This is a genomic window from Candidatus Palauibacter soopunensis (genome assembly GCF_947581735.1).
GTDB lineage: Bacteria > Gemmatimonadota > Gemmatimonadetes > Palauibacterales > Palauibacteraceae > Palauibacter > Palauibacter soopunensis.
Genome location: NZ_CANPVT010000008.1, coordinates 329,047 through 351,734, shown reverse-complemented (window position 1 = coordinate 351,734; position 22,688 = coordinate 329,047). Strand labels below are relative to the sequence as shown.

Annotated in this window: 17 protein-coding genes; 8 read left to right on the top strand and 9 right to left on the bottom strand. The window is 68.8% G+C overall.

Annotated features, from left to right (window positions below; translation table 11 throughout):
• Positions 1 to 72: 72 nt before the first annotated feature.
• Both RN901_RS05655 and RN901_RS05650 read left to right on the top strand, forming a co-directional pair.
• The gene (locus RN901_RS05655; RefSeq protein ID WP_310756835.1) at positions 73 to 648 is read left to right on the top strand and encodes a PadR family transcriptional regulator; all 576 of its coding nucleotides are present in this window, start codon (positions 73 to 75) and stop codon (positions 646 to 648) included.
• Positions 645 to 1,406, top strand: a complete 762-nt coding sequence (locus tag RN901_RS05650) for a hypothetical protein (protein ID WP_310756833.1) — start codon at positions 645 to 647, stop codon at positions 1,404 to 1,406. Before RN901_RS05655 ends, RN901_RS05650 begins: the two co-directional genes overlap by 4 nt.
• Here the strand turns inward: RN901_RS05650 and ggt are convergent.
• Positions 1,403 to 3,139 (bottom strand): gamma-glutamyltransferase, encoded by a 1,737-nt coding sequence (gene ggt, locus RN901_RS05645; RefSeq protein WP_310756831.1) that lies wholly within the window; start codon positions 3,137 to 3,139, stop codon positions 1,403 to 1,405. The genes RN901_RS05650 and ggt overlap by 4 nt on opposite strands.
• Before the next feature lie 88 nt (positions 3,140 to 3,227).
• Positions 3,228 to 4,097 carry a cyclase family protein gene (locus RN901_RS05640; RefSeq protein ID WP_310756829.1) on the bottom strand — a complete coding sequence of 290 codons (870 nt, stop codon included), beginning with the start codon at positions 4,095 to 4,097 and terminating at the stop codon, positions 3,228 to 3,230.
• 112 nt (positions 4,098 to 4,209) lie between these two features.
• Between RN901_RS05640 and RN901_RS05635 the strand changes: the two genes are divergently transcribed.
• On the top strand, positions 4,210 to 5,094 hold the full coding sequence (locus RN901_RS05635; protein ID WP_310756827.1) for a DMT family transporter: 885 nt from the start codon (positions 4,210 to 4,212) through the stop codon (positions 5,092 to 5,094).
• A 79-nt stretch (positions 5,095 to 5,173) separates the two neighbouring features.
• Positions 5,174 to 5,830: an RNA polymerase sigma factor gene (locus RN901_RS05630; protein WP_310756825.1), complete on the top strand. Its 657-nt coding sequence runs from the start codon at positions 5,174 to 5,176 to the stop codon at positions 5,828 to 5,830.
• A gap of 199 nt (positions 5,831 to 6,029) precedes the next feature.
• Here the strand turns inward: RN901_RS05630 and RN901_RS05625 are convergent, their stop codons facing one another.
• On the bottom strand, positions 6,030 to 6,587 hold the full coding sequence (locus tag RN901_RS05625; protein WP_310756823.1) for a TM2 domain-containing protein: 558 nt from the start codon (positions 6,585 to 6,587) through the stop codon (positions 6,030 to 6,032).
• Between the two features lie 242 nt (positions 6,588 to 6,829).
• On the bottom strand, positions 6,830 to 7,717 hold the full coding sequence (locus RN901_RS05620; RefSeq protein ID WP_310756820.1) for an IS1595 family transposase: 888 nt from the start codon (positions 7,715 to 7,717) through the stop codon (positions 6,830 to 6,832).
• 288 nt (positions 7,718 to 8,005) lie between these two features.
• On the opposite strand from RN901_RS05620, the gene RN901_RS05615 reads away from it, so the two are divergent.
• The 3 genes from RN901_RS05615 to RN901_RS05605 are packed head-to-tail and all read left to right on the top strand — an operon-like array spanning position 8,006 to position 10,424.
• Positions 8,006 to 8,758: a zf-HC2 domain-containing protein gene (locus RN901_RS05615; RefSeq protein WP_310756818.1), complete on the top strand. Its 753-nt coding sequence runs from the start codon at positions 8,006 to 8,008 to the stop codon at positions 8,756 to 8,758.
• Complete coding sequence (locus tag RN901_RS05610; RefSeq protein ID WP_310756816.1) at positions 8,758 to 9,612, top strand: DUF4097 family beta strand repeat-containing protein; 855 nt, start codon at positions 8,758 to 8,760, stop codon at positions 9,610 to 9,612. The genes RN901_RS05615 and RN901_RS05610 overlap by 1 nt, the downstream gene beginning before the upstream one ends.
• Before the next feature lie 26 nt (positions 9,613 to 9,638).
• Entirely contained in the window at positions 9,639 to 10,424 is a 786-nt protein-coding gene (locus tag RN901_RS05605) for a hypothetical protein (RefSeq protein WP_310756814.1), read from the top strand.
• 21 nt (positions 10,425 to 10,445) lie between these two features.
• Here RN901_RS05605 and RN901_RS05600 read toward each other — a convergent pair whose 3' ends face one another.
• Together RN901_RS05600 and RN901_RS05595 are read right to left on the bottom strand one after the other, a co-directional pair.
• Positions 10,446 to 12,086, bottom strand: coding sequence for an amidase (locus tag RN901_RS05600; RefSeq protein ID WP_310756812.1), 1,641 nt, complete (start codon positions 12,084 to 12,086; stop codon positions 10,446 to 10,448).
• Positions 12,087 to 12,111: 25 nt separating this feature from the next.
• On the bottom strand, positions 12,112 to 15,324 hold the full coding sequence (locus RN901_RS05595; protein ID WP_310756811.1) for a hypothetical protein: 3,213 nt from the start codon (positions 15,322 to 15,324) through the stop codon (positions 12,112 to 12,114).
• 122 nt (positions 15,325 to 15,446) lie between these two features.
• On the opposite strand from RN901_RS05595, the gene RN901_RS05590 reads away from it, so the two are divergent.
• A complete protein-coding gene (locus tag RN901_RS05590; protein WP_310756809.1) occupies positions 15,447 to 16,064 on the top strand; it encodes a Uma2 family endonuclease in 618 nt (205 codons plus the stop codon).
• A 3-nt stretch (positions 16,065 to 16,067) separates the two neighbouring features.
• Here RN901_RS05590 and RN901_RS05585 read toward each other — a convergent pair whose 3' ends face one another.
• From RN901_RS05585 to RN901_RS05575, 3 genes are all read right to left on the bottom strand, one after another.
• A complete protein-coding gene (locus tag RN901_RS05585) occupies positions 16,068 to 16,427 on the bottom strand; it encodes a cupin domain-containing protein (RefSeq protein ID WP_310756807.1) in 360 nt (119 codons plus the stop codon).
• Complete coding sequence (locus tag RN901_RS05580) at positions 16,424 to 19,927, bottom strand: FG-GAP-like repeat-containing protein (protein WP_310756805.1); 3,504 nt, start codon at positions 19,925 to 19,927, stop codon at positions 16,424 to 16,426. The genes RN901_RS05585 and RN901_RS05580 overlap by 4 nt, the downstream gene beginning before the upstream one ends.
• A gap of 150 nt (positions 19,928 to 20,077) precedes the next feature.
• A complete protein-coding gene (locus RN901_RS05575) occupies positions 20,078 to 22,603 on the bottom strand; it encodes a choice-of-anchor B family protein (RefSeq protein ID WP_310756803.1) in 2,526 nt (841 codons plus the stop codon).
• Between the last annotated feature and the right edge of the window lie 85 nt (positions 22,604 to 22,688).

Genomic DNA, 22,688 nt, shown 5'->3' with positions numbered 1-22,688 from the left:
GTTGACCGTGGTATAGCAGAGTTTATATAGTATACTATATCGATACTGATATAGCGTACCCTGGACGGCCCCATGAGCCTCGATCACATCCTTCTCGGCCTGCTGCGGAAGCCGGCGAGCGGGTACGACCTGAAGGACGCCTTCAGCGAGACCGTCGCGCACTTCTGGTCAGCCGAACTCAGCCAGATCTACCCCACCCTCAAGCGTCTTGAAGAGCGGGGGCTGCTCCGAAGCCGGCTCGAACCCTCCCCGAAGGGACCGGACCGCCGCGTCTACACGTTGACCGGGGAGGGGCGGGCGGAACTGCGCCGCTGGGTGCGCAGCGGGCCGGTGGTCGGAGTCGAACGGTTCGCCTACCTCGCGCAGCTCTACTTCATGAGCGCGGCCGACGACCTCCGCGAGACGCGTGCCTTCATGGTGGACCTGCGCGACCACCTGGCGGGCCGGCTCGCGGAACTGCGGACGATCGAACGGAGGATCCTCGCTGCCCACGGCGACCAGCCGGACAGGTACAGTGACGACGGGTTTCACCGCTTCGCGACGCTGCGCATGGGCATCGATTCCATCGGTGCGAAGGTGACCTGGTGCGACCTGACGCTGGCGGCCATCGACCGGCGGCTCGCCTCCCCGCCGGAACCCGCGCCGTGATCCCGCTACTCGAAGCCCTCCTCCGGATACACGTGGCGGCCGGCTTCGTCGGCCTCGTCGCGTTCTGGATTCCGGTGTTCGCCCGCAAGGGCGGCCGGGCGCACGTGCGGGCGGGGCTCGTCTACACCTGGTGCGCCTACGTCGTGACGCTGTCGGCGGTCGTTCTGGCGGCGGGACGGTTCGCGTCCCATCTGAGTCAGGGTATCGGCGTGGCGGAACGACCCGACCTCTACGGCCTCCCCCTGTTTCTCGGCTACCTCGGCGTGACGACGTTCGCGGCGGTGCGCCAGGCGATGAGGGCCGTCGCCACACGACGGGTGCCGGAAACGCTGCGGACGCCGTTCCACGAAGTCCTCGCCTGGGCATCCATCGCGGGGAGCGTCACCGTCATCGCGTTCGCGCTCGGGCTGTGGTCCAATATCTCGCCGATCCTGCTGGGGTTGAGTCCGATCGGCCTCCTCACGGGGTCGCGCATGCTGCGACTCATGAGGAAGCCCGGCCAGGAGCCCATGGGCTGGTTCTACAGCCACATGGCGTCGATGCTGGCGGGCGGCATCGCGTTTCACACCGCGTTCGCCGTCTTCGGCGCGCCACGCCTGTGGGACTACGCGATCGCGGGACCGTTCGCCCTCGTGCCGTGGCTGCTCCCAACCGCGATCGGCGTCCCGGCCATCGTCATCTGGACGCGACGCTACCGGCGGAAGTTCAGGTCCGCCGCACGCCGCGCGGCTCCCGGCCAGGTCGTGTCCCGGCGCTAGTTTCCGCGCGCGCCGCCGTCGAAGGCGCGGCTGTCGGAGGCGCCCCAACGGAGTCCCGTGTCCCAGTCGATGTAGATGCCCATCGCCTGCCCCTGCCCGCCCCGGGTCCGCGTCACGTGTCCCATGCCTTCGTAGAGGCGCTTCGTATCGGGCGAGAAGCCCCACTCCTCGAGCGAGGTCACGTCGGGCAGCCACTGGTGGTGGATGCGAGGCGACTCGATGGCCCGGCCGAACTCCGACCCGGTCATCCCGTGGTCGACGACGTTCAGCACGACCTGCAGCGTGGTGTTGATGATCGTCCGCCCCCCCGGGCTCCCGATCGCGAGCACGGGCCGGCCGTCTCGCGCGACGATCGTCGGCGTCATGCTGGACAGCGGTTGCTTCTCGGGCGCCACGAGATTGGGCGGCGTCCCGATCGTGCCGCGTGAATTCGTGCGGCCCGGGACCGCGTTGAAGTCGCCAAGTTCGTTGTTCAGCAGAAAACCGGCGCCGGGGACGACGATGCTGGACCCGTAGCCGAACTCCAGCGTGTAGGTGACCGCGACCGCGTTCCCCTCGGAGTCGACGACGGAGTAGTGGGTCGTCTCCTCGCTCTCCTGGAGGAAGGCTCCGTTGAAGGCCGCCGAATCGCTCCTGGAAGCCCTCTCCATGTCGATGCTGGCCCTAAGGCGACCGGCGTACTCCTTGGAGGTCAGACGGTCGATCGGCATGTCGGGATTGAACTTCGGGTCTCCGAGATGGAGCGCCCGGTCCGCGTACGAGCGCCGCATCGCTTCGGTGAGCAGATGCAGGTAGAGCGCCGAGTTGTGTCCGAGCTCCGCGAGGTCGTATCCCTCGAGGATATTGAGCATCTCCACGAGCCCCGTACCGCCCGAACTCGGCGGCGGCATCGAATAGACGTCGTAGCCGCGGTACGTGCCGTGGATCGGGGTCAACTCGTCCGCCTCGTAGCGGGCCAGGTCTTCCTCCGTGATCAGGCCGCCGTGCTCGGCCATGAAATCAGCGAGCAACTGCGCGGTCTTGCCGCGGTAGAAGCCGTCGTGCCCGTCGCTCTGGATGCGGCGCAGCGTCTCGGCGAGGTCCGGCTGCCGGAAGGTCTCCCCCGGCTCGTACATGCGAACGCCATCCTTGAGGAAGGCCTCGCGGGTCGCGTCATAGAGCGGTCCTGCCCGGCCGGGCAGGGAGCGGAGCCAGTTCTGCATCGCCCACGTCGAGGGCATGCCGTCCTCGGCCAGTCGGATCGCCGGCTCGACGAGATCCGCCCACGGCAGTCGGCCCAGGCGCTGGTGCGCCTTCCACATCCCGGCCACGGTGCCGGGCACGCCGATGGCGAGCAGGCCGATGTGGTTCGAGTTGTCCCGGACTTCGCCGTCCGGTCCCAGGTACATGCGCTCCGTCGCCGCGAGCGCCGCCTTCTCGCGGAAATTGAACGTCGTCACTTCCCCGTCCGCCCCGTGATAAACGAGGAACCCGCCGCCCCCCACGTTGCCGGCCGAGGGCAGCGTCACGGCCAGGGCAAAGGCGGTGGCCACCGCAGCGTCGACCGCGTTGCCGCCCTTGTTCAGGATCTCCCGGCCCGCCTCCGAGGCGAGGTAGTGGCTGCTGACGACCATGCCTCCCCGCGACGGTGCCGCCATGCGGCCGGACTGGGCGGCGAGCGGCGCGAGGACGACCATGGTGCTGGACACACACAGAACGAGGGTGCGGACGGCAGACGCGTACTTCCCGGGCATCAGTGGCCTCCTCTACGGGTTTCGCGGGCAATGTCGCGTAGTCGCGCGCAATGTCGGGTGACTGCGCGCGGCCGGAAAGAGCGGGCGATCAATTCGAAGACGGCACGAGCGCGATCGCGCGAAGGGGGCCGCCCGATCCACCCGCGATCTTCATCGGCAGGGCGATGACGGTCGCGCCGCGGGCCGGAAGGAGATCGAGGTTCGTGAGATTCTCGAGACCGGGCGCGTTCGCCGCAGCGACGATTCGATGTACGACGAAATCGGTGGAGGCCCCGTAGTCGATGGAAGCCACATCGGCTCCGAGAGCCGCGGCGCCGCGCTCCTCGACGAGGAGGCGCGCGGCGGCCTCGCCGTAGCTCGGGAAGTGGAGTTGCGAGGCATCCCCGGGCGTGTCGTCGCCGAGGTAGGAGAGGGGGTCGGGCCAGCGCGTGCTCCATCCGGTTCGAAGGAGAACGAGGCTCCCGGGTTCGATCGGACCGTGCTCCGCCTCGTGCGCCTCCACATCGGCCACGGTCAGTCGATAATCGGCATCCTCGGCCGCCTGCGCGGTCATGTCGATCACGACGGCCGGGCCAATGAGCCGCCTGAGCGGGATCAACGCGACATCGGGCCCTCCCTCGAGGAAATGGATGGGAGCATCGATGTGCGTGCCGCCGTGCTCGGCCGTCGCCAGGGAATAGGCGGAGTAGAAGTAGCCGGCCTCGGTCACGCCGAACGCCAGCTCGTCCAGCGTGAACCCCGCGGTGTCCGTCGGCCAGTACACCGTCTCGCCGCTGAAGGCGTGGCTGAGGTCGACGAGGCTGTAGCCCTCGAGGTCGAGCGGTCCCGGAGCTTCGCCGCCCGCGTCCTCCGAGGCGACCGGCGTGTCGCCGGGCGTCTCCACCCACACCGAACAGGCCGCCGCCGCGCACCCGATGAGGGCGGTGGCCGCCGCGCGCGAAAGCTCCGAAATCGCCATGACTCTTCTCCCTTCCGTCCTGAGCCGTCCGGCGCGTCGTCCGGTGGGCCGTCCGGGGCGTCGCCCGGGCTCTGAAAGTGGCGACTCGCGGTTGGCGAAGCGAGATTCGGCCATGCGCAAGATCACTCGGGGCCTCCTCGTCGTATTCCTTGCCTCCCTCGGGTACGGGGCTCTGCCGATCTTCGCCAAGCTCGCGCTCGCGGAGGGCATCGAGGTGCTGCCGCTGCTGGCCTGGCGCTTCCTGCTCGGGAGCGGGTTGCTGTGGATCTTCGTGGTCTCCACCGGGCGGCCCCGGCCGCCGCGTGGGCGATGGACCGGCCTCGTCCTGCTCGGCCTGCTCTACGCATTCAACTCGGTGTGCTACATGCTGGGGCTCGACCGCCTGCCGGCCTCGGTCGCGACGCTCGTCCTGTTCAGCTATCCGGCGATGACCGTGCTCCTGGCGCGGTTCTGGGTCGGCGAACGGCTGACTCCGCGCCGCATCGCTGCGCTGGCGCTCACGACCGCCGGGTGCGCGCTGACCGTCGGCACCGGATTCGGAGGGGGCGATCCGCTGGGCGTGGGACTCATCGTGCTCGCGGTCGTGTTCCTGGCCCTGTGGATCGTGAGGAGCCACGGGGTCTTCGCCGAGTTGCCGCCCATCTCCGCCACGGCCACGGCGCTGACGTCCACCGCAATCGCGATCTCGGCAGCCGGGCTGGCCACGGGGGGCATCGGCGTGCCGCTCGCGCCTGCACCGCTGCTCCTCCTGGGCGCGATCGGCCTCTTCTCGACCGCCGTCCCCATCACGGCGTTCCTCATCGGGATCCAGTGGATCGGCCCGGGCCGGGCGGCGACCGCCGCCACCATGGAGCCCGCCGTCACCCTCGTGCTCGCTGCCGCCGTGCTCGGCGACCGCCTCTCGGCCGGGCAGTGGCTCGGCGCCGCGCTCATCCTCGCCGGCGTCATCTCGCTTCGGCTGGAACCTCGGTCGGACATCGCCGATGGCCACCCCTGATGCGCACACGCGTGGCGGCACTCCAACCTTTCGGACACAGGGCGCGTCTCAAGATCGAAACAGGAACGCGGACCAGGACGTGATCGAACCGAACGGAAAATCGCGGGAGCACGGGCCGGACGCGCAGGCGGAGGGGCAGCTTTCCGCCGGCGTCGAGGCGGACGTGCGGGCGGCGACGTTCGGGGATGCCGAGGCGTTCGAGCGCCTCTACCGCGCCCACGTGCCGCGGGTTTATGGGCTCGCGTGCCGAATGGCCGGGAGCGAACGGGCGGACGAACTCACGCAGGATGTGTTCGTGAGGGCGTGGGAGAAGCTCGGGACGTTCCGCGGCGAATCGGCCTTCAGTTCGTGGCTGTACCGGCTGGCGGTGAACCTCCTGTGCAGCCGCCTGCGAGCCCTGAAACTGCAGAGGGAGCGGGAGATGGCAAACGAAATCCCGCTGGCGGCGGCCCGGGCGCGGCACGACAGCATCGAGATCCGCCTCGACTTCGAGGTCGCTCTCGAACAGCTCCCGGACGGGGCGCGCGAGGTCTTCGTCCTGCACGACGTCGAGGGATACAAGCACCGCGAGATCGCCGAGCAGTTGGACATCACCGCCGGCACATCCAAGGGGGCTTATATACGTGTCTTGATGCGCTCTGCATCGGCCCAAATTTTCTTCAACGTTGCGCGAGCTTCGGGATTGCGCGGCATGAATAACGCACGAGCCACATCGCTCATATTCGCACCATTGTAGCGCGGGTTCGCCGCCTGCACGTCAAGCGTCTCCGCCATCTTCTGTTTCTTCTCGTTCATATTTCCATCCAACCTTAATCAACGTGGAAAACATTCCAGCCACGAAGCGAACACGAGCAGCGAGAACGCGGCCAGCACGGCCAACGTCAGGCTAGGAACACGAACTTCTGGCTCTCTGTGTGGCATCGTATCCTCCGTTGCTACAGTTCGTCAAACGTGTACACCACGACTCCGCTATCGGACGCATTGCCCACGTCCGCATACCCTTGCTCCACCATCTCCCGCAAACACTCGCGTACTTCGTCGAACCCTGCGCTGGTATCCATCACGCCCTGCGTCACCGTTATCTTCCCGCCACGTTCCTCCGCCGCTCGAAGTAGACGCAACGCTAGTCCGTCCCCTATCTGCTTGGCTTCCGACTGAGACGGAGGCACAGATGCGCCGCTTCCTAGCGTTTCCGCGTTAGCTTCTCCCACCCATGCGCGAATAGACGCCAGATCCACGAGTGCCCATACTACTGATATTGTATGAAGCGGGAATACCGTAACAGGCCATGTCAAAGCACCGATCAGCCCTATTCCCAACATCACCGGAGCGAGCGGGCGGTTCAGGTAAAACCGATGAGCACCGAAAGCGCCAAGAAAAATGGCCAGTGCCACAGCGGCACCTACAGTCTTGAGCGATGGCCCTACCGTCGCGGCTGGTGAAGCAGCATTGATCGTGACTGTTACGTTCTGTTCATTGTGCGTTGCCGCCATGCCCTGCCCCTTTCTTGCCTTTCGTTAGCGTCCCGCTAGGATGGTGTCGGGTCTTTGACACCATCCCATGCGGAAGAATCCGGCAAGAAAGGTTCCGCCTATTTACCTCGGCCTTCGGGAGCTACCCTCGGGCCTTCACGAGTCTATTTCATTCAGCGGAAGACCCGACAAGCGGGCTTCCACATGGAACGATGTCACCGCCACGTTAGCCTTCCGGCCACGAGCCAGCAACACCGCAAGACTCAAGCTGCCTCCTTCTCAATCAAGTCGTTGTACATCAACCGCCGACCCACCAAACCGGCCATGACGTGCTGCATCTGGTCCACCGTGTCCATGTCACGGACGTTGTGCCTTCCGGCGAACTGGACCGCATAGCGCTCCAGATGCTTCACCGACATCCGGTGGTACACGCCGGTATAGCCGCGCTTCAGCATCGACCAGAACGACTCGATGCCGTTCGTATGCGCCATCTCCCTCACGTACTCGCCAACCGTATGGTTCACGCTCTCGTGGTTGTCCAGCCCGATGTAGCCCCTCGCGTCATCGGTGTAGACCTTCGCGCCCTTCTGCCGGTGCGCGTTCACGAACGCGTGCAGGCTCGCCGCTGACCCATCGTCGATCACCCGCACAACCACGCGGTTCGTCTTCCTGTCCTTCATGCCGATCACCTTCGTCATATCGACCGGGCCACGACCGGTAAGCTCCCTGCGGACGCTCAGCGGCTTGTTCCCCCGCTTACCGCCAACATTCGTCTCGTCCACCTCGACCGGACCCTCAAACTCCGTCGCGATCTCGGCGAACGCCTCCCTGATCCGGTGCAGCATGAACCACGCCGTCTTCTGAGTCACTCCAAGGTCACGGTGCAGCTTCATGCTGGAGACGCCCTTCAGGCTGGTCATCTCCAGATAGATCGCCCATGCCCACTTCTTGAGCGGCAGCTTGCTGTCCTTCAGCGCCGTCGCACTCTTGATCGATAAGTACCGTTTGCAATCCCGACACCGGTACGGCATCGGCTTGCCGCTCTTCACCCTGTATGCGCTCGTGCTGCCGCAGAGCAGGCAGCACATCTCGCCCGTGGGCCACAGCCACGTCTCGAACCACTCCACCGCCTTGGCCTCCGTAGCGAACATCGACGCCATCTCCGTGACGCTGATGCCCTCCCGGTGCGACTTGCATACTCTGACGTACCACGTACGCTACGCCACGGACAAAAGCAGGCCAATCACATGTAATACAAAACACAGCGTGTCCTACTGTTCCTACATTTCGACAATCAGTCACGGTAACCCCCTTCCCGGCAGGAGATTGCCCGTGACGGATGCCGTCCCGTCAAGACACGTATATAAGCCCCCATCCAAGTCCCAGCTGCACCGGGCGCGGATGATTCTGAGACGGCACCTGGAGAGGTAGTTGAACCGATGACAGATCGAGACCAGCGAAAGGATCGCTTTCGGGACCGTCTTTCGGAGTACCTCGACGGCAGCCTCGGCGTCGAGGAGGAGGTCCTGATCGAGCGGCACCTGGATCGTTGCGAGGACTGCGCCCGGACGCTCGTCGAACTCGAGGCCGTGGTGGACCGGGCCGCGAGCCTGGGTCCGCGCGAACCGGTCGAGGATCTCTGGCCCGGCATCGCGACGCGGATCGGCTTTCGGACCGCCGGCCGTGCGGGCGTGGTGCCCGAAACTTCGGAAGCATCGGCCCGGCGCAGGCCACCCGCCCGCCGCATCGCGCGTTTCGCGCCGCAACTCGCTGCCGGCATCGCGCTGGTGTGGCTCTCCGCGGCGCTCGTGTGGACGGCCGTGGCGCGAGACGATGTCGCGGGGAGCCCGGGTACGGCGGGCACCTCCCCGGGGCTCGGCGCTCCGTCGCTCCTGCCCCCGGCCGTGCGAAGCGTCTCTACGCTGGAGGACGAAGGATCGAGCGCCGAGGAATACGCCCGCCTGATCTCCGAACTCGAGCGCGTGCTGTTCGACTCGGAGCGGCCACTGCCTCCGGAGACGGTGGCGCGCATCCGCCGCGCTCTCGTGACGATCGACCGGGCCATCGAGGACGCGCGGGCCGCGCTGCTCGAACTGCCCGATGACCCTTACATCCAGCAACACATGGAGAACACGATGCGACGCAAGTCGGAGTTCCTTGCTGAGGCCGTGCAGCTGGCGGCGACAGACTGATGGTTTCGGCGACGGTTTTCCTGGCGGCTTTCGTGGCGACGAGTCCCGCTGCGCGCGATACGACGTTCGTTGTACCCGAGGGCGCGCGCATCGAGATCGAACACCGCGAGGGAGACATCCGAGTGATGGGCGCGAGCGGCCGCGAGGCGCGGGTCGTGCTCGACGACGATGACGGCAGGATTCGCGTGCAGTCTTCGGGCGGCACGATTCGGCTCGGCACGGGCCCGAGCGGCGACGGCGCGGACTTCCTCATCTACCTGCCGGAGGATGTCGACGTGAGCGTCGTCGGACACGAAGGCGATGTCACGGTCGCCGGCGTCGTCCGCGGCACGGTGGCCGTGAGAACGGCGGACGGAGACGTGGAAATCGACGGCGCCGCCGGCGTCAGCGTCGCCACGCTGGACGGTTCCGTGACGGTATCGAACGCCGGATCCGCCACGGTCAGTGTGACGGACGGCGACGTGTGGCTCGATCGGGTCGCGGGAAGCATGAGCGTCAGCGGCATCGACGCAGACATCGTCGTCACGAACGCCGACACGCGCGCCATCTCCGCCGCCACGGTGGACGGCGACGTCTGGTACGATGGCGCCCTTCACGGCGACGGCAGCTACTCGCTCAGCACCCACGACGGCGATGTGACGTTCGCCGTCCCGGAGAACGCGGGCGCCCACGTTTCCGTGTCCACCTTCGACGGAGAACTCGTCCCCTCGTTCCCCGTCCAGTTCCGGGGAGGCAGCGTGCGGGGCGGAGAGTTCACGGTCGGCGACGGATCGGCCGCCGTGACGCTGAAGTCGTTCGACGGAGACATCCTCCTCATCCGGCCGGGGGAGCGAACCCCCGACCTCGATAGCTAGGAACCCACGAAACCGGGAGCAGCGTGATGCGGAATACAGCGCGACGATTCGCCGCCACGGCGGCATGGCTGGTGTGCCTGGGGGCGACGGAAGCGCGGGCCCAGGACTTCGAATGGCAAGGGTCCGTGGATCGCGGCGACGCGGTCACGATCCGGGGCGTGAACGGCTCCGTCACGGCGAGCCCGGCGAGCGGCAGCCAGGTCCGGGTGCGGGCCACGAAGCAGTGGGACGACGACGATCCGGACTCGGTGCGCATCGAGGTCGTCGAGGACTCGCGGGGCGTCTTGATCTGCGCCGTCTACCCATCGAGGCGCGGGCGCGACCCGAACCGGTGCGGCCGGGGCGATGACTACGAGATGAGCGTCCGCAACAACGACGTGAAGGTGCACTTCACGGTCGAGGTTCCGGCCGGCGTGGAACTCGAGGCCCGAACGGTGAACGGGGAGATCGAGGCGCGGGGGATCGCCGACGAGGTGGAGGCGCGGACCGTGAACGGCGGGATCGCGGTGGAAGGCAACGGCCCGGTGTCCGCGGAGACCGTGAACGGGGCGATCGAGGCGCGGCTCCGGGGCGAAATCTCCGAGGACCTTCGCTTCAAGACGGTGAACGGAGGTATCCGGCTCGTGCTCCCGAACGGCACCGATGCCGACGTCGACATCCGGACCGTGAACGGCGCCATCGACACGGAGTTTCCGCTCACGATCCGCGGGCGTTGGGGACCCAAGTCCGCCTCCGGCGAGATCGGCGCGGGAGGGCCCGAAATCGAGGTGAGCACGGTGAACGGGAGCATCGCCCTCGTGCGCGGAGGCTGAGGCGTTCGGCTGAACGCGCGTTCAGCCGAGCGTTGCGGCGAACGTCGGCGCCCTGCGCTGCTGTGTGGCCTGCTCGTACGCGTAGGCGATCCGCAGCAGCGTGGGCTCCGTCCAGGCCGGGCCGAAGAACGAAACCCCCGCCGGCAGCCCGCGCACGAACCCCATCGGCACGGTGATGTCCGGATAGCCGGCGATCGCGGCGGGCGCGGCGGACGATCCCCCGTCGAGCCTGTCGCCCTTGATGTGGTCGGTCGGCCACGGGAGGTCGCGCGTCGGAGCGACGATCGCATCCAGGTCGTTCTCCCGCGCGAGGCGGTCGATCCCATCCTCCCGGTTCGCGCGCTGAATCGTGGCGACCGCGTTCAGGTATTCGGGGTCCGTGAGCGGCCCCCTCGCCTGCGAGGCGATCAGGCGCTCCTGGCCGAAGTGCGGCATCTCCCGGTCCGCGTTCCGCTCGTTGAACTCGATGACCTCGGCCAGGCTCTTCACCGGGGCGTCCGGCCCCAGTCCGGCAAGGTAGGCGTTGAGGTCGGCCTTGAACTCGTACTCCAACAGCACGAGCGACAGCGGGTCGTTCCAGGCCGCGGCGTCCATGTTTGCGGGATCGATGATCACCGCACCCTCGGCCCGCATGGCCTCGATCGCCTCGTCGAACAGCGCGAGCACGCGCGGGTCGAAGCCGGGGAAGCTGCGCACGACGCCGATGCGCGCGCCCTGAAGGCCGGCCGCGTCGAGAAACTGCGTGTAGTCGGCGTGCCTCCGGCCTTCGCTCGCGGTGGTGGCGGCATCGCGCGGGTCGACGCCGATGCATGCGCCGAGCAGGATGGCGGCGTCGCGGACCGTCCGGCACATGGGTCCCGCCGTGTCCTGCGAATGGGAGATGGGGATGACCCCGGCCCGGCTCCAGAGCCCGACCGTGGGCTTGATCCCCACGATCCCGTTGCTCGAGGAGGGACACATGATGGAACCGCCCGTCTCCGTCCCCACGGTGAGCGCGCAGAGATTCGCCGACGCCGCGACGCCGGAGCCGGAACTCGAACCGCACGGGTTCCGGTCGAGCGCGTAGGGGTTCCGGCACTGGCCGCCGCGCGCGCTCCAGCCGGAGGTCGCGCGCACGCCCCGGAAGTACGCCCACTCGCTGAGGTTCGCCTTGGCGAGGATGACGGTCCCCGCCTCGCGCAGCCGGGCGGCGACGAACGAGTCCTGCGGAGGGATGGACCCCTCCAGCGCCAGCGACCCGGCCGTCGTCGTCATCCGGTCGTGCGTGTCGATGTTGTCCTTGAGCGCAACCGGAATGCCGTGCAGCGGCCCGCGAACGTTCCCCGCCGCGCGCTCGGCGTCCAGTTCATCGGCGATGGCGAGCGCGTCCGGGTTCGTCTCGATGATCGAGCGCAGCTCCGGGCCCTGTCCGTCCAGCGCCTCGATGCGTTCGAGGTACAGCTCGGCGATCGAGCGGGCCGTGCGCTCGCCCGACGCCATGCTCGCCTGGAGTTCGTCGACCGTGACTTCGTCCAGCTCGAACGGCGGCACCGCCGTCGCGCCGCCCGTGTCACCGGCGCCGGGACCGTCGGACCCACCTTCCGGCGCGCACCCCGAGGCCGCGGCCACGGCGCCGAGTCCCCCGGCGACGCTCGCCCCGATGAAGCCTCGTCGATCGATCATTTCGATTCCTCCGCTCTGTCGGCGCTCACGACGCGTCGTCGGTGATGATGAGCATGCCGAGGCCGCGCAGCGTCTCGTTGAGCGCCGCCACATCCGTACGCACCAGCTCTTCCAGCTCGGCCAGGTGCGCCTCGAGTGCCTCGTGGAGGATGACCTTCACCTCCATCTCCTGGTCCGTGGGCCGGAAGTCGGCGATGGAGAGCGCGCCGACGAGGTAGCCGAGCTTCTGCAGGAGCCGGGCCTCGAAGCGCACGCCATCCTGGCCCTGCCCCGTGAGGCGCAGGTCGACCATCGTCTCCTGCAGGTCGATGAGCTTCTGCCTCAGCTCCTCGACCGACGCCGCGAGATCCTCGTCATCCGCGAACCGCGACAGCGTCCGAAGCTGCACCCGCATGGCTTCGACGCGGTGCACGGCCTCGCCCGCCCGCACCACGTTCTCCCGCACCTCGCGGATAAAGGCGAGCTGCTCGGCGATGTCCGCCTCCGTCCCCGCCGAATGCGGGTCCTTGAGGACCGTGAGCGACTGCTCGTGCGCCGCCCCGTCCACCGTGAGCCGCACCGTGTACTGTCCGGGCGGCATCAGAATCGAGATCTGCTGTCCGCCCGGCGCCGGGCGCCCCTCGTCCCCGACCTCGATGTGCTCGGCGTACCTGGGCGGCGTGAGCATCCGGATCGGCTCGTTGGGCTCGTCCCGCAAATCCCAGTGGATCCGGCTCACGCCCGCGCGGTTCGGCCCCTCCAGCGTGCGCACGACCGTCCCGGCGCCGTCCAGGATCTCGATCGTCGGCGCCTCCGAGGCCTCCGCCGCGAGCCAGTAGTTGAGCGACGCCCCGTACTGCGGATCCTCTCCGATCGTGGGGTCGTCGTAGGGGATCGAGGGCGGCGTGATGGGCCGGAAGCGGTAGGCATCGCGCGGCGCGAACAGGTGCGAGGCCGAGGCCATCACTTCCGGCGTGAGCTGCTGGATCGGCGACAGGTCGTCGAAGATCCAGAACCCGCGCCCGTACGTGCCCACCACGAGGTCGTTGAAGTGCTCCTGCACGACGATCCCCGACACCGGCGCAGCCGGCAGGTTGTTCTGCAGCGGCTGCCAGTCGTCCCCGTCGTTGAAGGAGACGTAGATCGCGTTCTCCGTCCCCACGTAGAGGAGCCCCGGCCGCACCGGGTCTTCGATGATGATCTTCGTGTAGCTCAGCATGCTGGGCGGGATCCCGTCGGTGATCTTCTCCCACGAGGCCCCGAAGTCGCGCGTCCGGTAGACATGCGGGTCGCGGATGTTCACCTGGTGGCCGTCCGCCGCGATGTAGGCCGTGCCCGCGTCGTAGCGCGAGGGCGCGATGCTGCGCACGGCGATCCACTCCGGCAGGCCGCCGACGTTGCCCGTGACGTCCGTCCAGTTCTCCCCGCCGTCGCGCGTGATGTGGAGCTTGCCGTCGTTCGTGCCCGCCCAGATGAGGCCCGCCTCGATGGGCGACTCCGCGATCCCGAACACGGTGCCCGCGTACTCGACCCCGATGTTGTCGCCCGTGAGCCCGCCCGAGAGCCCCATGCGGCTCCGGTCGTTCAGCGTCAGGTCCGGGCTGATCACCTCCCAGCTCTGCCCGCGGTTCCGCGTGCGGTGCACGTGCTGGCTCCCCACGTAGACCGTCTCGTTGTCGTGCGGGGAGATGTGGACCGGCGCGTCCCAAATGAAGCGGTAGCGGACGCCGGAGGCCGGCCCCCGGCTCTGCTCCGGCCACACCTCGACGGGCCGGTACTGGCGGCGCTCCTCCTCGTAGCGGACGACGATCCCGCCCACCATCCCGGACCCCGAAGCCGAGGACCACACGATGTTGGGATCGGTCGGATCCGGCGTGGCGAAACCGCTCTCGCCGCCCCCGACGTGGTGCCACATGCCGCGCGGGATGTGGTTGATGCGCCGGGTGCCGAGGATCCGGCTGTTGCTCGGGCCGCGGTAGGTCGGCTCATCCTGCTTGTTCCCGAGCACGTTGTAGGGGACCGCGTTGTCCACCGTCACGTGGTACATCTGCGCGTTCGTGAGCCGCTGCCGGAACCACGTCTTCGTGCGGTTGATCGAAATCGACAGCCCCTGGTCGTGCGCCACGATCATGCGGTCCGGGTTCGTGGGGTCGATCCACATGTCGTGGTGGTCGCCGCCGGGCGCCCGCGGGCGCGGCGTCACGTCCAGCGTGCGCCCACCGTCCGTCGACACCGTGAACGAGGCGGTGAGGAAGTAGGCCTCGTCCTCGTCACTTGGCGAGATGACGACGCGCGAGTAGTAGTGCGGCCGCCCCATCGCGTTGCGGTTGCGCGTGATGAGCGTCCACGTCCGGCCGCCGTCCTCCGAGCGCCACAACTGTCCGTCCTCGGTGGGCTGGCCGTCCCACGGGATCCCGTCCCCCGTCTCCAGCATCGCGTACACCCGCTGGGTGTTCGAGGGCGCGACCGCCACGGCCACCTTGCCGACCGGCTTCTTCGGCAGGCCGATCGTGTTGTCCGGCCCGTTCAGCTTCTCCCACGTGTCCCCGCCGTCGCGCGACACGTGCAGGCCCCCTCCCGGACCGCCGCTCGTCCGGCCCCAGGTGTGGATCTCGAGCTGCCACGTGCCCGCGAAGAGGACGCGCGGGTTCGATGGATCCATCGCGATGTCCGAGCACCCCGTGTCTTCGTCGATGAAGAGGACATGCTCCCAGCTTTCCCCGCCGTCGGTGGTGCGGTAGACGCCCCGCTCCGGCTGCGGCCCGTAGGAGTGGCCCAGCGCGCAAACGTAAACGATATCCGGGTTCGTGGGATGGATGACGAGGCGCGGGATCCGTCCCGTGGGTTCGAGTCCCATGAGGGTCCACGTCTCCCCCGCGTCCGTCGACTTGTAGACGCCCTGCCCGACGGAGATGTGGCTGCGGATCTTCCCTTCCCCCGTCCCCGTCCAGACGATGTTGGGATCCGTGGGAGAGACGGCGAGCGAGCCGATCGACTGCACCGGCTGGTCGTCGAACATCTCGTCCCAGTTCACCCCGCCGTCCGTCGTCTTGTAGATGCCGCCCGAGGCCGCGCCCACGTAGTAGGTGTACGGCTGGCCGGGAATCCCCGCCGCCGCGCTGAAGCGGTTCCCCTCCGGACCGATGTTCCGCCACCGGAGCGTCTCGTAGGCGGCCGGATCGGGAGCCGACTGCGCGGCCAGCGGCGCGACGGACGGAAACAGGAAGATGAGAAGCGCAAAGAAGGGTCGGACGCGCATGTCATGCCTCGCCGGGTTGAGTTGGACGGACGCCGGAAATGTGCCGGGAACCCACGGTGCGCCGGGAAAGCCCGGCTGACAAGACCTGTCGGCCTCGCGCGGCAATGGGCGTTGAGAGCGGGATGATGAAGCCGGCGATCATAGGCGCGGACTTGGAGACGACTCCCGCCCGGAGCTATGATGTGCCGACCATGCCGCTTCCCTCGATCACCTGGCAGGACGTCCAGCAGATGCCGGACGACGGCAATCGCTACGAGGCGATCGAGGGCGACATCTACATGACCCCCGCCCCGTCGATCCTGCACCACCGCCTCACGAGAGCGTTGTACGAAGCCCTCAAGCCCCTCCTCCACAAGCCGGAATGCGGCGAGCTGTTCTGGGCGCCCGTCGGCGTCGAGTTCCCCGCGACGGGAGAAGGCGTGCAGCCGGACCTCATGTTCGTTTCCGACGAGCGTCGCGGGATCATCGGGGAGGCCGGGATCGTCGGGCCGCCCGACCTCGTCGTCGAGATTCTCTCCCCTTCGACGGCCAGCCGAGACCGCAGCATCAAGCTGCGACTCTACGAGCGCCAGGGCGTGAGGGAATACTGGATCGTTGACCCTGCCGAGGGCGCTGTCGACGTGTGGCGGTTCGGCGAGGAGCGTGCGCACGAGCGCTTCACGGAGACCCTCCCCGTCAGGCTCGGAACCGAATGGGTAGGTGCGATCGACCTGGAAGCCGTGTTCGCGCCCGACCTCTGATCTTCAGATCCAGACGTCGGATTCGGCGGTGAGGTCGCCGGGCTCGTCGCCGGTGTTCACGACGCCGCGGGGTTCGACGAGCAACAGCTTCACTTCCTCCTCGGCGACCGGACGGTGCTTCACGCCGCGGGGGACGACGTAGAGTTCGCCCGGGCCGATCTCGACGGCGCCATCGGGGAGGTCGATCCGCAGCGTGCCCTCGAGGACGAAGAACGCTTCGTCGGTGTCCGCGTGGTCGTGCCACACGAACTCCCCCTTCACGCGCGCGATCTTGAACTGATAGTCGTTGAGCTCCGCGACGACGCGCGGCTGCCAGTACTCCCGCAGCAGGCCGAACTTCTCCTCCAGGTTCACGACGCTCATCGGTCCTCCGGGGGCGGGACGACGCGCGTGAGATATTCCGCGAGTTCCGAGTCGGGGGCTTCGGCGCCCCCTTCCTCTGGAGGAGGCGGATAGCCGGACAGGGTTCGCGCGGGGAGCGGCACGACGCGGTCGCCGGTGGCGGTGTTGAGGTCGCCGTCCTTCACCCAGCCGTCGGAGTAGATGAGGAACGTCCGCTTCCAACCGTCGGGCAACGGCGGGAATGCCTCGGCGTCGAAGCGGAGCGTGATCTCGTCGCCGGCGTTCTGGATCACGTAGCGGTCGTCGCCCTCGGTCACGAGGTCGGTCACGTCGCCGAAGCGGGTGTAGAGGCCGAACAGATCGTGCCAGCGCGGCTCGACCGTGACGGAGTCGTAGTCGAACCAGTGGGGGCCGTAGCGACCGCCCTTTCGGTATTCGCGCGCGAAGCCGCGGTAGTGGATGTCCGCGTTGCGGGGCGCGAGCGACGTCACCCGATGCTCATCTGCCGCCGGGTGCGCCGCGCCGGTCGTGAAGAAGGCCTCGTCCCAGTAGACCATGAGGTTCGTGCGGATCCGCACCCGCCGGTCGTCGGTCGGGAAGAGGCCGCGCAGGTCGGCGACGACCGTCTTGTCCTTGCCCGACGGAAAGCTCAGGCCGGGGATCGCGGGCTGCCACTCGCCGCCGGGGCCCATCACGTCGAGTTCCGGGAAGTGCGGCGCGAGGGCGTCCGACTGGCCCATCGCGACGTTGATGCTCGCGTCGGTGGGGAAGATCCATCCGGTGAGGAAGAGGGTGACGTCGCCCGACGCGGCCTCGGGGCCGAGGTCGAGGATGAGTTCGTGCGGCTCGGCGATCCCCTGGAAGCGGCCGGGCCGGAACGACGAGACGTAGTCGAAGTCGCGCTCGGCAAGCGCCTCCCGGTGATCGCGCCCGTCTTCGTCCGTCGCCGAGACCGGGGCATGCCGCTCGCCCACCCGCCACAGTTCGAGGTCGATGGGCGCCGGGGGGATGAAGGCCTCGTTCACGTACACGTCGATCTCGGAGGGATGGTCGACGGCGACGAGGTTCACACCGTCCACGTAGATCGTCTCCCACAGTTCCTCGGTGATCTGCATCACGTACTCGCCATCCAGCGGCTGGAACACGCCGTCCGGGAGGCGCCGGTACTCCTGCGAGGGGAAGGCGGGGGCGTAGGCGCGCTGGCCGCCGCCGAGGATGCCGAGGGGCATGCCGAGCGCGCTCTTCCACATCATGTCGCCGACGAACTCGAACCCGTCGCCGTCCCACACGTAGAGCATCGGGCAGGAACCCTTGAGCGTCTGCTCCTCGACAAGGTCCTGGTCGGTGCCCGGGAAGTAGAGGTCCTGCGGGACGCCGTTCGGCCAGTAGACGCGGACGACGTCCGCCTTCAGGCGGCCGTCGAGGCCGATGAGAGTGGTGGGGTCCGTGACGGTGTGGACCTGGAAGAGGTCGCCGGCCCGGACCTCGACGCGCGCGCCGATCCCGAAGCGGTTGTTCTTGCGGCTGCCCTCGCCCAGCCCGGCGAGGTCGAGTCGGAAGTAGTGGTTCGCGTTGCCGCCGTCGTTGCGCAGGAGACGCGGGTTCCCGTCCGCTCCGAGGACGAGGAGGTCGGCGTCGCCGTCCTCGTTGTAGTCGAACGAACGAACGGAGCGAAGCGCGAACGGCAGATCCGGGAGGAAGTCGTCGGCCGCCGCCAGCCGCCCTTCCCCTTCGTTGCGGAACAGCCGGAGCCCGGAGCCGGACGGGGCGCCGGAGGCCGGGGGCGTGCCGGCCACGGCGAGATCCAGCCGGCCGTCGTTGTCGAAGTCGACGAAGAGCAGGTCGCGCGGGGCGAGGCCGTTCAGCGGCACAGTGGCGGCGAGCGTGAAGGCGTCGGAGGGGGAGCCGTGCAGCAGGCGGACGCGGTCGGCGCCGGCGGCCGCGATGTCGAGCCAGCCGTCTCCGTTCACGTCGCCGACCGCCACGGCCTGCGCGGGCTCGGACGCCGCATCCGAGAGGCGCTCCGTCCGCTCGGCGAAGGTGGCGGCGCGCTCGTTGTCGAGGAGGCGAAGGCCGCCGTCGCCTTCCGCGAGCACGATGTCGAGGTCGCGGTCGTCGTCGAGGTCGCCGAAGGCCGCGCCACGCGTGTCGGCGTCCGCCGGGCCCGCGAGTCCGAAGTCCGCCGCCATCTCGGCGAAGGTGAGGTCGCCGTTGTTGCGGAAGAGGCGGTTCGCGCCCGTGTGCGGCTCGAACACGTCGAGGTCTCCGTCCTGATCCAGGTCCGCCGCGAACACGCCATGGGCCGCGGAGGTCGCCGCGCCGGCCGAACCAGCTGCCGGCGGGAGCGCGATCTCCTCGAAGCCTCCGGCCGGGTCGTTGCGGTAGGCGCGCGGTGCGCTCCCGGCGAACCAGGCGTCCAGACGGCGGTCGTCGTCGAAGTCGACCCAGATCGCGGCCACGGCGTCGCCCGCGTCAATGGCGCCGACCTCGTCGGAGGCGTCCACGTAGCGGCCGAGGTCCACGCGCAGGGCGCGCCCTTCCCCGTCCCGGCTCCACAGCAGATCTTCGTCGCCGTCCCCGTCCAAGTCGCCGATCGCCGTCGCGGCGGCCACGGGAGCCTCCGTCGCGGCCCCGGTTTCGGATGAGGGGGCAAGCGCCGCGAGCCCGGCCAGATCGGACGCCTCGGTATAGCGGAGGGCGCCGAGCACGGCCTCCGGCTCCTGGACGCGGAGCGTGACGAGGAAGCTGAAGTCGAGTTGCGCGACGCCCGCGAGGGGGCCGCCCGGCTGCCTAAGCTCTTCGAGGCTCGCCTGGTAGGGCGAGGTGACCTCGAATGCGGCGCGGAAATCCGCGAACTGGCTGATCGCCGTCGGGGCGTCGCCATCCAGGAGGGCATCTTCGGCGGCCTCGAAGGCCGCGCGCGGCCCGGGCCGGAAGTCCGGGGCGACCTGGCGCAGGCTCTCGATCGTGCCGAGGGCGGCGTCGAGTTCGCCGCGCGCGAGTTGCGCTTCGGCGAGGGCGGCGAGGCCGGCCAGGTTGCCCGGCGCGGCCGCGGCCAGGCGCGCGAGAACGTCCACGCGGGCATCGGAGTCCACTCCCGCCGCCCGGGCCTCCACCTCCGCCAGCCCCCACAGGCTGCGCGCGTGGCCCGGGTCCGCCGCCAGCGTCTCGTCCAGCAGCGCCCGCGCCTCCCCGAAATCGCCCGTCTCGGTCCGCAGCGTGGCGAGCGCCAGCGTCAGCTCCGGATCGTCCGGCGCCCGCTCGCGCGCCTCGAGGAGGTTCTCCTCGGCCGCCTCGTAGTCCGCCGCCTTGAGCGCCGTGAGGCCGAGACCCGCGTACCCCGCGGCCTCCGCCGGCGCCATCTCGACGAGGCGCTGGTAGTCGGACCGCGCGTCCTCCAGGCGGTCCTGCTGAAGCGCCGCGTCCGCCGTCCCGCGCGTCGCGAGGATCTCCGCCAGAGACGCCTCCGGCACGGGCGCCCCCGCCTCCCCGCAGCCAACGATCAGCGCGAGGAAGGTCAACCCGCGAACTCGGATCGGGGCACCGCCCAAGCTCGGCTTCCTGCCGCCCCGGCTAGACCGCTTCGGTTCCGTCAACGCACACTCCTCCCGTCCATGGAATTACGCGAACCGCCCCGCCGCTCGACGGCCGCCGGAAAGCCCGATACCGCCCTAACTTACCGGCCGCACCGTCTTCTTGAGCACGAAGAGCCCCTCGCGCATGCTCGTGACGAGAATGGTGCCGCTCTCGAAGAACGGATACGTGCTCCACGCCCCGCCGAAGCCCGGACCCTCCTGATACGGGGCCGTGTCGAAGAAGCCCACTTCGTGCGGGTTCACGGGATCGGAGATGTCGAGCACGTGGAGGCCGTAGCGGTAGTTGGCCTGATACGCGAAGCCGTCCTTCAGGTAGAGATTGTGGGCGCTGGCGGGAAGCGAGCCCATGAACTGGTTGACAAGCACCGGATCCTCCAGGTCGCTCAAGTCCCAAATCAATGTCCGCGTGGTTTCGACCGCGCCGGAGATCACGTCGGACTCGTCGTCCTGATAGAAGTAGCGGTGATCGGGAGTGAGCCACCCCTGGTGGATGTAGGCGGCATTGGGCGACGTCGCGCGAGACACCGCGTAGGGGTTCTCCTTGTCGGTCACGTCGGCGATCTGAAAGTACCGTCCGTTCGAGTTGAGGCAGATCTCGCGCCCCTCGTATCGTTCGTCGGGACCCCGGTAGAGCACGCACTGCGCGTCGTGGGTGCCGCCGTCCTCCTGAAAGCACCCAACGAACTCGGGATTCCGGGGGTCGTTGATGTCGATCATGTGAAGACCGCCGCCGCAGGATTCGCGCCCCGCGCCGCTGCCCACCGCGTAGGCGAACCCGGTTTCCTCGTTGATCACGATGTTGTGCGAGCTCGCCACCCCACGGTAGTGGACGTCGGGCTCGAAGAGCGCGGGCATGTCGCCGGGCGCCACGTCGCGCAGGCGGGTGAGGTCGAAGACCTGCATGCCGTGGTCGCCCGCTCCGTCGGCCACGATGAAGGCGTGGTCCTTGTACGTCTTGATGTCGCGCCACAGCTGCGACGGGGGCGTGCCGTCGGGTTTGGGCAGATCGCCGACCAAGACCGGACGGGTGGGATCCGACAGGTCGATGAACGAGGTGCCGTCGTTGCGTCCCACCAGCGCATACTCGCGCCCGGTCTCTCGGTCGGTCCACCCCCAGTTGTCGTTGGCGCGGACGCCCCGGGCGCTGCCCTCGGCCCGCAGAATGGAGTTGGGAATGAACGCGAGCAGCTCGACTTCACTGCAATCGAAGGGGCCGACGCTGCCCTCCACGCAGCGGCGCTCCTCGCCGACCATGGGCTCGAGGGCATCGGGGGCGCTTGCGAGCATGCCCGCCGCCGCCCAGCCGGGGCCGCTGTCCTCGAAGAGGTGGACGGAGCCCGACTGATGGTGCATGCCGGGCGCTCCAACCGCCGCGAGCGCTCCGTCCGCGACCACCAGTCCGCCGAAACGGTCGCGCTCCACCGTCTCTTCGCGAGGGAGGGCGATGCGGCGCGGCCGCCCGGGAAGGGTGCCGTCCGCTTCGGCCTCGTAGACCAGGACGGCACCGGTCTCGTTCTCGCGCTCCGTTGGCGCACCCACCCACACGTCGGGTCCGGAGAAGGCGACCGCCGCGCCGAAGCGGTCGCCCTCTGCGCCGCCTTCGAGCACTATCCGCTCCTCGGCCACCCACGAACCGGAGCCGACCTCCCAGGCGTACACGAGGACCGCCCCGCGATCGGCGTCCGCGCCCGGCGCGCCGATCAGAAGCCGGTCGCCCTCCGCGGAGAGCGCGACACCGAAGCCGGAGCCCGCGCCTTCCGCCGACCCTATCGATCCGGTTTCCGTCCAGCCGTCCCCACTCAGGTCGAAGCGGTAGACGCGGCCCGTCCCCTCGCGGCTCTCACCCCGGGCCTCGCCGCCTCCCTCGATCCGCGGACCCCAGCCCGGAGCACCGACGAGCAGGCCGCGTTCCGTAAAGGCCACCACCGCTCCGAAGCGGTCGCCCGGGCCGCCGCCCGAAGGGCGCAACTCCGTCCGCTTCGTCCACCGGCCGTCGGCGCCGCGCCGGTACGCGTGGATCGTGCCCGCCGCGCCGGCATCGTCCCGGACGTCCAGCCCCCCTCCGCCCGGACCATCGGCCGGGTCGGGCGTGCCCACCATCAGCCACTCGCCCTCCGCCGCCAGCGCCAATCCGAAGTCGGTCCCGCAATAGCCGTCGAAGCGGCAGTCCGGCGAAAGACCGCTGACCTCTTCGGCCGTGATCGCGTCCCGCCATACCCATCCGCCGCCCTCGCCACGCCCGAAGATCTGGATGCCGGTCCCGCGCATGCCGACGAAGAGATGGTCGCCGGCGGCGGCCAGCACCGTGCCAAAACCATCGGCGATCTCGGGGTCCGGCCCGCGAATCACGCCGGACTCCATCCACCCCTCCTCTCCTCTTGTGTACACATACACGGCGCCGGGGCGGAAGTTGGTGGTCGGCTCGGCTACGAGGAGCTCGCCTTCGTGGATCAGCACCGAGTGGCCGAACGAGCCCGACTGGCCCGCGACCGGAGTGCCGGCGAAGACGGCGGCGGCGCACGCGATCACGAAGAGCAGGGCGGGCTGCGGCGTGGCGGGACGGAGGGCGGCGGCGAGGCGCGCGGGGCTCGAAGGGGTCATCGCGGACGGTCTCCTGGAGGCGGGTCTTGGCGGACGAATGATCGGTTTCGGACGGCACTCGCGCCAGATGCCATCGCCCTCGCGA

What these genes read in the sequence shown, in the direction of transcription:
- RN901_RS05655 (WP_310756835.1), top strand. Translation starts at nt 73, where the DNA reads ATGAGCCTCGATCACATCCTTCTCGGCCTGCTGCGGAAGCCGGCGAGC.
- ggt (WP_310756831.1), bottom strand. Translation starts at nt 3,139, where the DNA reads ATGCCCGGGAAGTACGCGTCTGCCGTCCGCACCCTCGTTCTGTGTGTG.
- RN901_RS05640 (WP_310756829.1), bottom strand. Translation starts at nt 4,097, where the DNA reads ATGGCGATTTCGGAGCTTTCGCGCGCGGCGGCCACCGCCCTCATCGGG.
- RN901_RS05635 (WP_310756827.1), top strand. Translation starts at nt 4,210, where the DNA reads ATGCGCAAGATCACTCGGGGCCTCCTCGTCGTATTCCTTGCCTCCCTC.
- RN901_RS05625 (WP_310756823.1), bottom strand. Translation starts at nt 6,587, where the DNA reads ATGGCGGCAACGCACAATGAACAGAACGTAACAGTCACGATCAATGCT.
- RN901_RS05620 (WP_310756820.1), bottom strand. Translation starts at nt 7,717, where the DNA reads ATGTTCGCTACGGAGGCCAAGGCGGTGGAGTGGTTCGAGACGTGGCTG.
- RN901_RS05615 (WP_310756818.1), top strand. Translation starts at nt 8,006, where the DNA reads ATGACAGATCGAGACCAGCGAAAGGATCGCTTTCGGGACCGTCTTTCG.
- RN901_RS05610 (WP_310756816.1), top strand. Translation starts at nt 8,758, where the DNA reads ATGGTTTCGGCGACGGTTTTCCTGGCGGCTTTCGTGGCGACGAGTCCC.
- RN901_RS05605 (WP_310756814.1), top strand. Translation starts at nt 9,639, where the DNA reads ATGCGGAATACAGCGCGACGATTCGCCGCCACGGCGGCATGGCTGGTG.
- RN901_RS05600 (WP_310756812.1), bottom strand. Translation starts at nt 12,086, where the DNA reads ATGATCGATCGACGAGGCTTCATCGGGGCGAGCGTCGCCGGGGGACTC.
- RN901_RS05595 (WP_310756811.1), bottom strand. Translation starts at nt 15,324, where the DNA reads ATGCGCGTCCGACCCTTCTTTGCGCTTCTCATCTTCCTGTTTCCGTCC.
- RN901_RS05590 (WP_310756809.1), top strand. Translation starts at nt 15,447, where the DNA reads ATGATGAAGCCGGCGATCATAGGCGCGGACTTGGAGACGACTCCCGCC.
- RN901_RS05585 (WP_310756807.1), bottom strand. Translation starts at nt 16,427, where the DNA reads ATGAGCGTCGTGAACCTGGAGGAGAAGTTCGGCCTGCTGCGGGAGTAC.
- RN901_RS05575 (WP_310756803.1), bottom strand. Translation starts at nt 22,603, where the DNA reads ATGACCCCTTCGAGCCCCGCGCGCCTCGCCGCCGCCCTCCGTCCCGCC.